Source organism: Streptomyces sp. NPDC048337 (assembly GCF_043201175.1).
Lineage (GTDB): Bacteria > Actinomycetota > Actinomycetes > Streptomycetales > Streptomycetaceae > Streptomyces.
The window spans coordinates 16,358-29,466 of sequence record NZ_JBICYR010000005.1 but is presented as its reverse complement, the minus strand read 5'-3'; the positions used below and the strand labels follow the sequence as shown (position 1 = coordinate 29,466).

At 72.9% G+C, this 13,109-nt stretch carries 14 protein-coding genes; 10 read left to right on the top strand and 4 right to left on the bottom strand.

Annotated features, from left to right (window positions below; all coding sequences use genetic code 11):
* Positions 1 to 101 precede the first annotated feature (101 nt).
* A complete protein-coding gene (locus ACGFYU_RS10200) occupies positions 102 to 707 on the top strand; it encodes a hypothetical protein (RefSeq protein WP_393826821.1) in 606 nt (201 codons plus the stop codon).
* Here the strand turns inward: ACGFYU_RS10200 and ACGFYU_RS10195 are convergent.
* Together ACGFYU_RS10195 and ACGFYU_RS10190 are read right to left on the bottom strand one after the other, a co-directional pair.
* Positions 704 to 1,027 carry a DUF3040 domain-containing protein gene (locus tag ACGFYU_RS10195; RefSeq protein WP_393826820.1) on the bottom strand — a complete coding sequence of 108 codons (324 nt, stop codon included), beginning with the start codon at positions 1,025 to 1,027 and terminating at the stop codon, positions 704 to 706. The genes ACGFYU_RS10200 and ACGFYU_RS10195 overlap by 4 nt on opposite strands.
* 114 nt (positions 1,028 to 1,141) lie before the next feature.
* Complete coding sequence (locus ACGFYU_RS10190; RefSeq protein WP_393826819.1) at positions 1,142 to 1,975, bottom strand: endonuclease I family protein; 834 nt, start codon at positions 1,973 to 1,975, stop codon at positions 1,142 to 1,144.
* Between the two features lie 213 nt (positions 1,976 to 2,188).
* Here ACGFYU_RS10190 and ACGFYU_RS10185 point away from each other — a divergent pair, with 213 nt between their 5' ends.
* Positions 2,189 to 2,755 carry a DJ-1/PfpI family protein gene (locus ACGFYU_RS10185; protein ID WP_393826818.1) on the top strand — a complete coding sequence of 189 codons (567 nt, stop codon included), beginning with the start codon at positions 2,189 to 2,191 and terminating at the stop codon, positions 2,753 to 2,755.
* Between the two features lie 144 nt (positions 2,756 to 2,899).
* A complete protein-coding gene (locus ACGFYU_RS10180; protein WP_393826817.1) occupies positions 2,900 to 3,862 on the top strand; it encodes an SMP-30/gluconolactonase/LRE family protein in 963 nt (320 codons plus the stop codon).
* Here the strand turns inward: ACGFYU_RS10180 and ACGFYU_RS10175 are convergent.
* Complete coding sequence (locus tag ACGFYU_RS10175; protein ID WP_393826816.1) at positions 3,846 to 4,673, bottom strand: glutamate ABC transporter substrate-binding protein; 828 nt, start codon at positions 4,671 to 4,673, stop codon at positions 3,846 to 3,848. The two genes, ACGFYU_RS10180 and ACGFYU_RS10175, sit on opposite strands and share 17 nt — an antisense overlap.
* Positions 4,674 to 5,501: 828 nt before the next feature.
* Here ACGFYU_RS10175 and ACGFYU_RS10170 point away from each other — a divergent pair.
* The gene (locus ACGFYU_RS10170; protein WP_393826815.1) at positions 5,502 to 6,035 is read left to right on the top strand and encodes a TerD family protein; all 534 of its coding nucleotides are present in this window, start codon (positions 5,502 to 5,504) and stop codon (positions 6,033 to 6,035) included.
* A gap of 144 nt (positions 6,036 to 6,179) precedes the next feature.
* Here ACGFYU_RS10170 and ACGFYU_RS10165 read toward each other — a convergent pair whose 3' ends face one another.
* Positions 6,180 to 6,788: a TetR/AcrR family transcriptional regulator gene (locus ACGFYU_RS10165; protein WP_393826814.1), complete on the bottom strand. Its 609-nt coding sequence runs from the start codon at positions 6,786 to 6,788 to the stop codon at positions 6,180 to 6,182.
* A gap of 158 nt (positions 6,789 to 6,946) precedes the next feature.
* On the opposite strand from ACGFYU_RS10165, the gene ACGFYU_RS10160 reads away from it, so the two are divergent.
* The 6 genes from ACGFYU_RS10160 to ACGFYU_RS10135 all read left to right on the top strand — a co-directional run bounded on the left by ACGFYU_RS10160 (position 6,947) and on the right by ACGFYU_RS10135 (position 13,063).
* Positions 6,947 to 7,789, top strand: a complete 843-nt coding sequence (locus ACGFYU_RS10160) for a phosphatase PAP2 family protein (RefSeq protein ID WP_393826813.1) — start codon at positions 6,947 to 6,949, stop codon at positions 7,787 to 7,789.
* Positions 7,786 to 8,682, top strand: coding sequence for a hypothetical protein (locus ACGFYU_RS10155; protein WP_393826812.1), 897 nt, complete (start codon positions 7,786 to 7,788; stop codon positions 8,680 to 8,682). Before ACGFYU_RS10160 ends, ACGFYU_RS10155 begins: the two co-directional genes overlap by 4 nt.
* Positions 8,683 to 8,768: 86 nt before the next feature.
* Positions 8,769 to 9,035, top strand: a complete 267-nt coding sequence (locus ACGFYU_RS10150; protein ID WP_393826811.1) for a GlsB/YeaQ/YmgE family stress response membrane protein — start codon at positions 8,769 to 8,771, stop codon at positions 9,033 to 9,035.
* A 93-nt stretch (positions 9,036 to 9,128) separates the two neighbouring features.
* Positions 9,129 to 9,608 carry a ribonuclease E activity regulator RraA gene (gene rraA, locus ACGFYU_RS10145; protein WP_393826810.1) on the top strand — a complete coding sequence of 160 codons (480 nt, stop codon included), beginning with the start codon at positions 9,129 to 9,131 and terminating at the stop codon, positions 9,606 to 9,608.
* 80 nt (positions 9,609 to 9,688) lie between these two features.
* The gene (locus ACGFYU_RS10140; RefSeq protein ID WP_393826809.1) at positions 9,689 to 11,329 is read left to right on the top strand and encodes a peptide-N4-asparagine amidase; all 1,641 of its coding nucleotides are present in this window, start codon (positions 9,689 to 9,691) and stop codon (positions 11,327 to 11,329) included.
* Positions 11,330 to 11,356: 27 nt separating this feature from the next.
* Complete coding sequence (locus ACGFYU_RS10135) at positions 11,357 to 13,063, top strand: serine/threonine-protein kinase (RefSeq protein ID WP_393826808.1); 1,707 nt, start codon at positions 11,357 to 11,359, stop codon at positions 13,061 to 13,063.
* Positions 13,064 to 13,109 lie beyond the last annotated feature (46 nt).

The following is a 13,109-nucleotide window of genomic DNA, read 5'->3' as shown; positions in this document are numbered from 1 at the left end:
CACGATTCCGGACCGGTGACGAACGACTTCCGGTCATCGTCCTGGCCGAATCCCCTGCGCTACGTTGACGCCACGCTTCGAACAGGCAGAGGGAGACGACCATGCGGGCGGTACGCGACGGCAGACGGGCGGCCCTGGCCGCCCTGGCGGTGTGCGGGGTGCTCGCGCTCTCGGCCTGTCAGGGCGGAGCGGACGGGAGCACGCCCGGAGCGCCCGCGCCCAGCGCCCCGGCCACGCCCTCCACGACGTCCTCGGCGGCCGCGAAGCCCTCTGCCTCGGCGTCGAAGCCGGCCCCCAAGCCCACGGCGGTCGCCACCGGCGTGAAGAAGCCCACGCCCCCGGCTCCCGCCGCGACGTGCGACCACAAGATGCCCATCGCCCCGGACATGCTCTCCCTGCGCCGCTACACGCCGGAGGGCGGCTCCCACAACCTGATCGTCAAGCACGGGAACTGGAGCTGCGGCAGCAAGGACACGGAGGGCGCCGCCTTCGAGACCGTGGGCAAGGAGACCTTCATCCCGATCGCGGAATCCGCCAAGATCACGGCCACCGCTCCGATCCTCTCGGGCGTGGACCCCAAGCCCATCACCCTCCACGAACTCATCTCCTGGGTGACCGCACACCCCGACTCCGGCCTGCCCTTCCGCTACCACCTGGGCGCCGACGGAGCCATCGACACCCTGGACGAGATCTACCTCTCCGACTAGGGAGCGTCAGGTGCCTGCGGCCGCGCCGTGCGCTCACGGCGCTGCCAGCGGCGGCGGATCCACCCGCCGACCAGCGGCAGCGCCGTGGCCACGGTCAGCATCCAGGCGGCGGCGAAAGCCCAGATCAGCGGCTGCGACACGGTGACCGACGCCGCGACGAACAGCGCCACCGTCACCGCACCCAGCACACAGGCCGTAGCGGTGCGGTGACGCAGATGCGCGGACCGCAGCAACCGGTTCAGTGACCGGTCGCTCTTGAGTTGGTCTTCGATCGCCGAGAGGGCGCGCTGCTCGCGGTCGGAAAGTCCGGCTCCGTCCATGGCCACGTACCTCCGTCGGCTGCCGCCGCCGGGCGCGGCCCGCAGCCTCTGGCCTGCGAATACCCGGCCAGGCGCGCCCCAACCCCCGAAGCCGGTCGAGAGTGCCGGGTCCGGTTACCAGATGGAGTTGACCCACTCCGGGTGGTCGATGAACGGGTTGCGGTTGTGCTGGTAGGTGTCGAATATGACCTGGTTGCGGCGCTGCTCGAAGGCGTCCGGCGGGTCCATCTGGTTCCACTGCTTCAGCAGGCTGATCCGGCCGAAGAGGGGGGCGGTGCCGTTGTTGACCTTGTCGTTCATCTCCAGGTCGGCGAAGCCGTCGCCGCCGTCGTAGCGCACGGCCATGTAGAGCAGCATGCGCGCCACGTCACCCTTGACCGCGTCGCGGGGCTCGAAGGAGTCGGCGTCGGTGAAGCTGCCCGGGGCCTCGGCGACCGGGCTGCCGCCCTTGTCGAAGTCCTTGTTGCCGCGGGTGCTGTTGACGGTGACGTCCTCGGGGCGCAGGTGGTGCAGGTCCGTGCCCGGGCCGGTGGCGGTGCCGAAGTCGCCGTGGCTCTTGGCCCAGACGTGCTCGCGGTTCCAGTCGTTGACCCCGCCGCCGTTGGTGGACTTGGACTGCGAGCGGCCGGAGTACACCAGGATGACGTTGTTCGGGTTCGCCGGGTCCTGGTCGGTGAGCTTCAGCGCGTTCCACACGCCGTCGTAGGTCACCTTGGACTGGGTCTTGATGATGTCGTGCAGGGCGGTCTTCAGCGCGGCGCCGGTCTTGCCCTCGGCGGCCGCGTAATAGGCGTCGACGGCCGAGGCGCCCGCCGCCGGGGTGGCGGCCGCGGCGGAGCGGGCCTCCGCCGTCCGCTGCTGGCCGGCCGAGGCCGCGGCGGGTACGGCGAACAGGGCGACGGCCGCGATGCCGGCCGCCCAGGAGGTCAGGCGAGGGATCTTCTTCACGTGGGGGTACCTCTCCACACGCACCGTCCCCACCCGGGGAATTGGCGGGGTGTCAGGTGGCAGAGCGAGGTTCACATTGTCATGTGCCGTACAGGTAAAAACCATGTGTCCGGCACGCGCACCTTGGTGTGTGCCGGGTGGGCGCCGCGGGCAGGGTAGCGGTGGCCCCGGCGGGGCCGAGCCGACCGTGAACAGCCGTGACGGGAGCAGCACATGGCAGCCAAGATCCTCATCGTGACCGGTGACGCCGCGGAGTCGCTGGAGGTCCTGTATCCGTACCAGCGCCTGCGCGAGGAGGGCTACGAGGTCCACATCGCGGCGCCGTCGGTGAAGAAACTGCGGTTCGTGGTCCACGACTTCGAGGACGGCTTCGACACCTACACCGAGAAGCCCGGCTACACCTGGCCGGCCGACCTGGCCTTCGCCGACGTGGTCACGGAGGACTACGCCGCCCTGGTCGTGCCGGGCGGCCGGGCGCCGGAGTACCTGCGCAACGATCCCGAGGTGCGGCGGATCCTGGACGCCTTCGCCGGGTCCGACAAGCCCATCGCCCAGATCTGCCACGGCCCGCTGATCACCGCCGCGGCCGGGGGACTGGCGGGCCGCCGGGTGACCGCGTATCCGGCGCTGGAGCTGGACATGAAGGCGGCGGGGGCCGAGTTCGAGGACGCCGAGACGGTGGTGGACGGCACGCTCGTCTCGGCACGGGCCTGGCCCGACCACTCGCGCTGGATGCGCGAATTCCTGACCGTGCTGCGCGGCAAGGCCCCCGTGACCTGATCTCGGCCGTCCGCGCGGTCGCGAAGGGGAGGCTCCTCATTCCCTTGTGAAGTGTCGTCGTCAGGGACGGTCGGGGCGCCGGGGGTGTGCTGAGGTGGGATCGTCAACCGACGCTTCCACCAAGGCAGTTGAAAGGACACCACCGTGACCGGACCCTTGGGTCGGCGCAGGTTCATCGGCGCGGCCGCGGCACTCGGCGGCGCCGCGCTCGCAGGTCCCCTCGCCCCCTCCGCCCAGGCCCGGCCCGCCGAAACCCGGCGGCCCGACACCCTCGCGACCCCGCCCGGCTTCCAGCCGGAGGGCATAGCCGTCTCCGGCCGCGGCGTGGCCTACACGGGCTCGCTGATCGACGGCTCGATCTACCGCGTAGACCTCGCCACCGGGGCCGGCCGCATCCTCACCCGCGGCCAGGGCCCGATGGCGGTCGGCCTCAAGCTCGACACGTACGGCAGGTTGCTGGTGGCGGGCGGCGACAGCGGCCGGATCCGGGTGATCCACGCCGGCGACGGCCGGGCGCTGGCCACCCACCAGGCCGCGACCGGCGCCGCCTTCATCAACGACGTCATCGTCGGATGCGGCGGAGCCTGGTTCACGGACTCCTTCAACGACGTCCTGTACTTCCTGCCCGCCGGTCGCGAGCTCACCGGCGCCGAGGCGGCCCCCCGTGCCGTGCCGCTCGGCGGCGAGTGGGCCCCGGTCCCGCCCGGCGGGCAGCACTGGGGCGCCAACGGCATCGAGCGGACCCCCGACGGCCGGGCCCTGCTGGTGGTGCACGACACCGCGGAGGCGCTGTTCCGCGTCGACCCGCGCACCGGCGACGCCACCCGCACCGTGCTCGACGGAGGCTCGGTGGGCAACGGCGACGGGCTCGTGGTCCACGGCCGCACCCTGTACGTCGTACGCAACTGGGCGTACGCCGTCGACGTGTTCACCCTGAGCGGGGACGGCCGCCGGGCCCGCTTCGTCAAGCGGATCACCGACCCGCGCTTCGACGAGCCGACGACCGCCGCGGTCCACGGCGACCGGCTCTACGTCGTCAACGCCCGCTTCGACGCCGACTGGTCGGACCCTGCCACCGCCTCGACGATCGTCAGCTGCCCGCTGTGATGCCGGAGGTGACCTGAGGGGCCGGCTCGTACTTGTAGTCCGCCGCGCCGAAGTTCTTCTTCACGGCCGCTTCCCAGGAGCCGTCCTCGACCATCTTCTTCAGGGCGGCGTTGATCTTGCCCTGGAGCTCCTTGTCGCCCTTCTTGACGCCGATGCCGTAGCTCTCGTTGCTCAGGCTCAGCCCGACCAGCTTGAACTTGCCCTCGTTGCCCTTCCTGGCGGTGTACCCGGCCAGGATGGAATTGTCCGTGGTCATGGCGTCGACCAGGCCGTCATGGAGGGCGACGACGCACTCCGAGTACCCGCCGAGCTCCAGGAGGCTGGCCTTCGGGGCGAGCTTGTTCCTGACGTTCTCCGCGGAGGTGGAGCCGGAGACCGAGCACAACCGCTTGTTGTTGAGGTCCTCGGCCTTGGTGATGCTCGCGTCGCCGGCGCGCACCATCAGGTCCTGGTGCGCGATGAAGTACGGGCCGGCGAAGTCGACCTTCTCCTTGCGCTTGTCGCTGATCGAGTAGCTCGCGGCGACGAACTGCACCTCGTTGTACTGGAGCAGCAGCTCGCGGTCGTTGCTGTAGACCTGCTTGAAGTCGATCCGGTCCGGCTTGTAGCCGAGCTCCTTGGCCACGTAGGTGGCGACGTCCACGTCGAAGCCGGTGAAGGTCCCGTCCGCCTCGCGCATCCCGATGCCGGGCTGGTCGAACTTGATGCCGATGGCGAGCTTCCCCTTGGGCTCGTCGTCGCCGCCGCACCCGGAGGTGGTGAGGGCGAGGGCGATCACTGCGGCGACCGCTCCGGCCTGGGGAACCTTCATGCTGAACTCTTTCCTCGGAACGCGGGCGTGCGCCGGGATCGCCGGCGCACGCGGAACCACGGGGACGTGGGGGACGTCGAGACACGTGTATGAGGAAGCTAGGAAGGGGACGGGCGCAGCGTCACTAGATCTGAGGAAAACTTGAGGATAACGATCCGGAACGGCCGCAGATCCTGTGGCAAAGCCGGGCAGGGGCGGGAAAAATGGGCAGACATGGCCGCTGATTCGGTACGTCTCGATGGTAATGCACTGCACTTGGGTGAAGGGGCGTAGATCCGCTTCATACGGACATTGCGACTCCCCGAACCGGGTGCGCACGCGCTGCCTCCCGGGATGGGGGAGTTCCCCGGGCGACGGCACGGTGCGCCAGTTCGTCGCCGTACCGCTGGGGCTCGGCGCCACGGTCGAGGGCCAGGTGACCGGAGAGGAGACCGCCGGCGGGGTGCAGCTCCAGGCGTTCCCGCTGGGGCCGGAGGCGCTGGCCGAGTGGCGGCTGGCGCAGCGGCCGCGGGCCAGGTGGGGAAGGCCGGTCGGGGGCGGCGGCTTCGGGGGCGCCGCGCCGACACCGCCGCCGACCTCGCCCCGACCGAGGCCCTCGGCGGGGTCAAGCCGGTCGGGGAGTGGCTGGGCGACGACCAGCCCCGTGGACGGAGCCGGATCCGGGCCAGGTCAAGCGGCTCGGCAACGCGCCGGGGCCGGGCAGGCCCGTACAGGACGCGGCCTGGTGAGAGCCTGGTGAACTGGCCGGGAACGTACGGCCGTTCGGCCCGGACCCGAGCAGCGTGGGAGCATGTCCGGGCAACAGCCGTACGAAGGAGGGGGAGTTCGGTGACCGGTGTACGCAAGGGTCTGGCCAAGGTGGAGGTCGGGCTGCGGTGGGACCCCAGTCCCGCCGGCACGCCCCCGCACGACCTCGACATCGTGGCCGCGGTCTACGGCGCGGCGGACCTCCACGGGGTTCCCCTCCACCTGGTCCACTTCGGCAGCCGCTCGCCCGACGGCACCATCACCCTGAACCGGGACAGCCACACGGGTCAGGGCTTCGGCTTCGACGAGGTGATGACCCTCGAACTCGACCGGATGGCACCGGAGTTGCGGCGGGTGGTGGTCGGCGTGATCATCCAGGACACCGGCGGCGGTCCCCGGAAGACCTTCGCCGACATCGCCGGCACGGGAATCCGGATCCGCGAGGGATACACGGACCTCGCCCAGGGCGGCTTCGAGTCCGTCCCGACCGCAACCGCGGCCACGGTCGCGGAGTTCACCCGGGAGGACTCGGGCGTCTGGTCCCTCGACGCGCGCCTGCGTGGCTTCGACGCCGGCCCCGAGGAGTTCACCCGGACCATGGGCGCCGTCCGCTGACGGGACCACACGTCCGCACAGATCGGGCGGCGGCCGCTCCACGTGTGAGTGGCCGCCGCCCGGTCCGGGTGGCGCGCTGCCGCCGTCCCCACGAGGCAGCGCGGGCAGGTCGCCGTCAGGTCATCGGGACGGCGGCCCGCCGGTTCAGGGGGTCCCGGGTGCCGTCAGACCCAGGGCCGGGAGCATGACCGCGTCGACGAACCGCACCAGGTAGTCGGCGTCGGCGTACCGCCCCTCCAGCACCGGCCGGATGCGCAGCACGCCCATCAGCTGCGCCGGCAGGAACTCCACGGCCGGATGGTCCGCGGCGATCTCGCCCCGCGCCACGGCCCGCTCCGCCATCGCGTCGAAGGCGGCCAGCTCCGGCTCGACCAGTGCCTCGCGCAGGGCCGCCTGGAGCTCCTCGTCGCTGAGCACGGCGTGCCCCAGGGCCTGGGTGAGCCGGGTGTCGCGCCCCGAGGTGCAGGCCGCGATCCGGGCCGCCTCGCGCAGGTCGCCCGCCAGTGTCCCGGTGTCCACCGCGACCAGGGTGCCCTGCCGGTTCGCGCGCAGGGCGGCGGCGACGAGCCGGGGCTTGGTCTTCCACTGCCGGTACAGCGTGGATTTGCCGCAGCTCGCCCGGGCGGCGACGCCCTCCATGGTCAGGGCCTCGTAGCCGTGCTCGCGCAGCTGGTCCAGGACGGCCTCGTAGAACTCCCGCTCCCGCTCCGGGGTGATCTTGGAGCGGCGCGCGGCGGGCGGCGTCGACGTCATGGGGTGAAACTCTCCTCAGGGGCGCCTCTGCGGCAGGTTCGAGTACGAGTGTAGGGGAACGCGAGCGTATCGGTACACCGTCGTATCGATACGCGAATGTATCGATACACTGGCGTGTCGATTGCGTGTACAGGAGTACAGGAAGAGAGAGCCGGGGGATGTCCCAGACCACACCTGCCGATCCGGCAGCCGGACCGAGAGCCGCGCGCCGCCGCCTCATACGCGAGCTGCTCCTCGTGGTGGGCCTCTTCGCCGTCTACAAGGCGGGCCGGATGTTCTCCACGGGGCGCACCGACGAGGCGTACCGCAACGCCGGGTGGGTCTGGGACGCCGAGCGCGCCCTGCGCCTGCCCGGCGAGGGCGCGATACAGCGGCTGCTGCTCCACGGGGACGCCCTCGTGCACACCGCGAACACCTACTACGCGGCCGTCCACTTCCCCGCGACCGCACTCTTCCTGGTCTGGCTCTACCTGCGCCGCCCCGGCCACTACCTGTGGACCCGCCGGATACTCACCGTCCTCACCGGCGCCGCCCTCGCCCTGCACCTCGCCCTGCCGCTGGCGCCCCCGCGGATGCTCGGCGCCGCGGGCCTGATCGACACCGGCCAGGTCTACGGACCCACCGTCTACGGGGCCGCGCCGGCCACCGACACCCTGGCCAACCAGTTCGCCGCGATGCCCTCGCTGCACTTCGGCTGGGCCCTGATGCTCGCGCTCGGCATGATCGCCGCGACCCGGTCCCGGTGGCGAGCGCTGTGGCTGCTGCACCCCCTGCTGACCCTGCTGGTGATCGTCGGCACGGCCAACCACTACTGGCTCGACGCGATCGTGGCGACCGTGCTGCTCGGGGTCGCCCTGCTGGTGATCCCGCGGCCGGGCCCGGCCGATACCGATACCGACATCCATACCGACATCGGCGGGGACTGCGATGCGGGTGCCGCCGTAGAGGAACTGCCCGGCACGCGGCGCTCCGCCGAGACCGCGGGGGCGGTCGCGCGATGAACGACACCGCACTCGCCGTCTGCCTCTGCCTCGCCTCGGCCGTGGCCTACGCGTCCGCCGCCGTCGCCCAGGAACGGCTCGCCCGGGCCGCCGTGGCCCGCAGCGCCAGGGCCCTGCTCGGCAACGGCGCCTGGTGGTGGTCGGCCGGGCTGAACGCGTCCGCCGCGCTGCTGCACGCCGCCGCCCTGCGGTACGGGCCCCTGACCCTGGTCCAGCCGCTCGGCGCGCTCACCCTCGTCGCCGCCGTCCCGCTCGGCGCGCGCCGGGCCGGGCGCCGGGTGGCGGCCACCGAGTGGCGGGGCACCCTGGCCACCGTCGCGGGCCTGGGCCTGCTGCTGCTCCCGGCATCCGGACCGGCCCCCGACGACACCCTCACCCTGGCCGAGGCCCTCGCCGTCTCCGGGGCCACGGCCGCCGTGATCCTGCTGCTGACCGCCGTCAAGGACCCGCGCTCCGGCCTGCGGCACGCCACGGCCTCCGGGCTGGCCTCCGCGGCCGCCTCCGCCCTGACCCAGACCGTGGCCGTGGCGGGCGGCCGCGGTGGATCCCTGCTCAGCGTGCGGGTCGTCGCGGTGGCCCTGCTCGTCGTCGTGTTCGCGGTCGGCGGGCTGCTCCTGTCACAGCGGGCCTACCGGGGCGGGCTCGGCGCCCCCCTCGCCGTGGTGAACCTGGCCAACCCGCTCGCCGCGGCCGCCATCGGCATGGTCCTGCTCGGCGAACGCCTCCAAGGCGGCCTGCTGGGGGTCCTGCTCGCGGTGGCCGGTGCAGCGGCGGCGGCCCGCGGGGTCCTCCTGCTGACCCGCACCCCGCCCGCCGCCGTGGCCCTGCGGGGGACCGGGCCCGCCCCGACGCCCCGCCCCCTCGCACTGGCCCGTTCCGCCGACCGGCGCTGAACGCGGGCGGGCGGGCGGAGAACCGTTCCGGCGCTTGCCGCGTCCTCCCCGGTGAACACCGAACCACCGAAACGGAGTGAACGGGCATGGGGATCGTCGGCTGGATCATCCTGGGACTGCTGGCCGGAGGCATCGCCAAGCTCCTGTTGCCCGGCCGCGACCCCGGCGGCCTGATCGGAACCACCCTCATCGGCGTCGCCGGCGCCTTCATCGGCGGCTGGCTCTCGGCGCGGTTCCTGGACCGCCCGATCCAGAGCCAGTTCTTCGACCTCGCCACCTGGGGCTCCGCCATCGCGGGCTCCCTGGTCCTGCTCATCGGCTACCGGATCCTCTTCGGCAACTCCCGCGACTGACCCGTGCCCGCCGGCCCGCCGCGCGCCGCCCGTTACGCTGGCCGCACGGCGCGACGTACGAGCGAGAACGAGCAGCGAGGAAGTCCCAGCGACATGAGCGTCACCCCCCTCCCCACGGCCGACCTGTACGACGAGCACGGCGAGGCCCTCGGCATCTGCGACACGCAGTTCCGGCAGCTGGGCGGCCGCCGGCTCTTCGCCGGCCCCGTGCGGACCCTCTCCTGCCACGAGGACAACGCGCTGCTGCGCGAACTCGTCCACGGGCCGGGCGAGGGCGCCGTCCTCGTCGTGGACGGGGGCGGCTCGCTGCGCACCGCCCTGGTGGGCGACCTCCTCGCCGGCGCCGCCGAGCGCAACGGCTGGGCGGGCCTGATCATCAACGGCGCCGTCCGCGACAGCGTGGCCTTGGGCGGACTCGACCTCGGCATCAAGGCGCTGGGCACGGTTCCCCGTAAGAGCGGGAAGACCGGTGCGGGCGAGGTGGACGTGCCCGTCACCATCGGCGGCACCACCTTCCGCCCCGGCGACACGGTCCACGCCGACGACGACGGCATCGTGGTCCTCCCGGCCTAGCCCGGCAGGGGCGAGATCGGGCCACTCTCGGCACACCCGGCCTGGCGCGGTCCCGGCGGGCCGGGTTTCACTGCCGGCCCATGAGACGACACAGGATCACGGGCGTGCTCGGCGCGATCGCGCTGGCCGCCGCCACCCTGGCCGGCGCGGGACCCGCGCATGCCACGACCGCGGCCCCGGCCGGTGGCGAGCCGCCCGCCGAGTTCGGCACCGACTGGCACGACCCGCTCACCGCCGCCCCGCCCGTCACCCGGCCCGCGACCCGGTCCTGCCAGGTGACCCTCGCCGAGGCGCAGTTCCGCGACTTCACCCCGTACCGGGGCGGCTACACGCCGCCCCCCGGCTGCGGCCCCGACCACTGGGCCAAGGTGGTGCTCCGCCTCGACGGCAAGGTCAAGGGCCGCCAGTACGACCGGCTCGGGTACGTGACCCTCGGCGACGTCGAGATCCTGCGCACCTCCACCCCGCAGCCCTCGCCCGACGGCATCACCTGGTCCGTCGAGAAGGACGTCACCCGCTACCGGGACACCCTCAGCCGCCCCCAGCCCGTCGAGATGCTCATCGGCAACGTCGTCAACGACACCTACACCGGCGTCATCGACGTCAAGGTCACCCTCACCTTCTACGCCGCCGAGGGCGCCACCCCCGCCCCCGACACCCCCGACCGGGTCCTCCCGCTCACCTCGCCCGCCGTCAGCACCCCGCGCAACACCGAGCGCCTCCTCGCCGAGGTGTACGCCACGGGCTCGGGCGGTGGCTGCGAGGAGTACTGGTACATGACCACCCCGGACGTGGCCCCGTACTCCTGCAAGGCCGCCGACGGCCCCTACCGCGAGGTCCGCATCTCCGTGGACGGCGCGCTCGCGGGCATCGCCGCGCCCTTCCCCACCGTCTGGACCGGCGGCTGGTCCAACCCCTTCCTCTGGTACGTCACCCCCGGCCCCCGCGCCTTCGACGTGCAGCCCGTCCTCTACGACCTCACCCCCTACGCCGCCCTCCTCAACGACGGGCGCCCGCACCGGATCGAGGTGTCCGTCGCCGGAGTGCCGGCCGGGCAGAGCGGCTGGAGCACCCCCACCAATCTGCTGCTCTGGCAGGACCAGGCCCGTGAAGTCGTCACCGGCGCCCTGACCCGCCACGAGCAGAGCGATCCGGCCAACTCCTCCCGCTGGACCCCCGCCACACCCGGAACCCCCGGAGCCGAGCACCGCCTGGACACCGAGGGCGCCCACCGGCTGACCGTCACCGGGCACCTCGACACCTCCCACGGCCGGGTCACCACCACCGTCACCCGGGCGGTACGCAACACCTCGGTCCACCGCTGGACCGACGGCGAGAACCGCGACGCGCTCACCGCCACCTGGAACGACGAGGAGACCGTGACCCGAGGGGCCACCGCCACCCGCACGGCGCGCACGTACACGATGGACGGCGAGACCACCCTCGGCGCGGGCGACCGGCTGCGGACCGTCCTCTCCCTCGGCGACCGGGCGGACACCGTCACCCTGCGCGGCGGCCGGAGCGTCGACGTCTCCCGGCTCGACGACCGCTACAAGGGCGACGCCACCTACACGGCCAACGTCCCGCGCGACCAGCGGCACGCGGTCGCCACCACGACCGCCCGCCACCGCCTGCACGGCTCCGGGGCGCCGGGCGGCTGCTACGACCGTGCGCTCACCACCGTGCAGGGAACGCTCACGGAGGACCGCCGCCGCTGCTGACACCGGCGGCGCCTACGATGACCGCCCATGGACACTGGTGAGGCCGGCAGACGGTTGATCGACGGGCGCTTCGAACTGGTCGCGCCCCTGGGCAGCGGCGGCATGGGTACGGTGTGGCGGGCCCGCGACATCGCCCTGCACCGCGAGGTCGCACTCAAGGAGGTGCGCCCGCCGGACCCGGCCACCGCCGCCGCCCAGCCCGGTCTGGCCGACCAGCTGCGTGAGCGTGCCGTCCGCGAGGCCCGCGCCCTCGCCCGCCTCGCCCACCCCCATGTGGTGACGATCCACCACATCGTCGAACCGGCGGAGGGCGCGGAGGGGCATCCGTGGATCGTCATGGAGCTCGTCCGGGGCGGTTCCCTGCACGACCGGCTGGCGTCCGGGCCGCTTCCGCTCGCGGACGTGCTGCGGCTCGGCCTCGATGTCCTGTCCGCGCTGCGCGCCGCACACGCCGAGGGGATACACCACCGCGACGTGAAACCGGCCAACGTGCTGCTGCGCTCGGACGGTTCGGCGGTGCTCACCGACTTCGGCATCGCCGCCCTGCACGGATCCACGGGGCTCACCGCCGCCGGCGTGCTGATCGGCTCCCCGGAGTACATCGCGCCCGAACGCGTGCGGGGGGAGGAGGGGCTGGCCGCCTCCGACCTGTGGTCGCTGGGCATGATGCTGTACGTGGCCGCCGAAGGGGTCCATCCGCTGCGCCGGGCCACCAGCCTGGCCACGGTCGTCGCCGTGCTGGACGACCCGATCCCGGCACCCGTGCGCTCCGGCCCGCTGGGATCCGTACTGGAACGGCTGCTCGTACGCGACCCGGCCGCGCGGCCCGACGGGGCGCGGCTGGAACAACTGCTCCGGGAAGCGAGCACTGCTCTCGGGGCTGCCCCGGGCGCGGGCTCCGGAGTGGCGCCGGTGGCCGCCGCCCCGCCGGTGGCAGCCCCCGCCGTCCCGGCCCCGTACGGGCAGTACGGGCCGTACGGGCCACCCGCCCCGCCCGCCCCGCCGACCCCGTCGCCGTTCGGTCCCGGGCCCACGCCCTACGCGGTCACCACCACGCCCCTTCCCGTGGCACCCGCCGCGCGCAGGCGCCCGGCCCTGATCGGCGCCGCACTCGCGGCGGTGCTGGCGGCCGGAGTCGTCGGCCTCGTCCAGTGGCTGCCGGACGGGACCGCCGGCAGCCGCGACGATGCGAAGGGAGGCTCCACCGCCGGCCCCACCGCCACCGCCACCACTGTCGCCGCCACGCCCACCCCCGGTCCGAAGTCGAGTACGTCCAAGGCGGGCGCGACCCGGGGCAGTCTGCTCACCCCGGAGAACATCCGGATCGCCCTGGAGGCGTTCAAGCAGCAGACGGGCACGACCACCTTCGTGGACCTGACGGTCTACGACGGCTACGTCCTCGCCTCCATCCCCACCGCCCCCGGAGCCAAGACCGTGGACGCCTGGCAGTACCGCGACGGCGCGGCCAAGCGCACGGGCCCGGACGGCACGGTCAAGGACGGCGAGCCGCTGATCGACATGGCAGCCGTCAACTGGGACGCCCTGCCCGGCCTTCTGGAGCAGTCCAAGAAGGACCTCGACGTGCCGAACCCGACCTCGCGCTACGTCATCGTCGAGCCCTGGATGATGGACCAGGTCCCCTGCATGCGCCCGTACCTGACCGACGAGTACGGCCGTGGCGGCTACGTGCTCGCCGGTGTGGACGGCAAGGTCAAGAAGGCCGTCGCCTTCTGACATCGTGTACCCGCACGCGTGTACGTACATACGCTCGAAGAGCTCA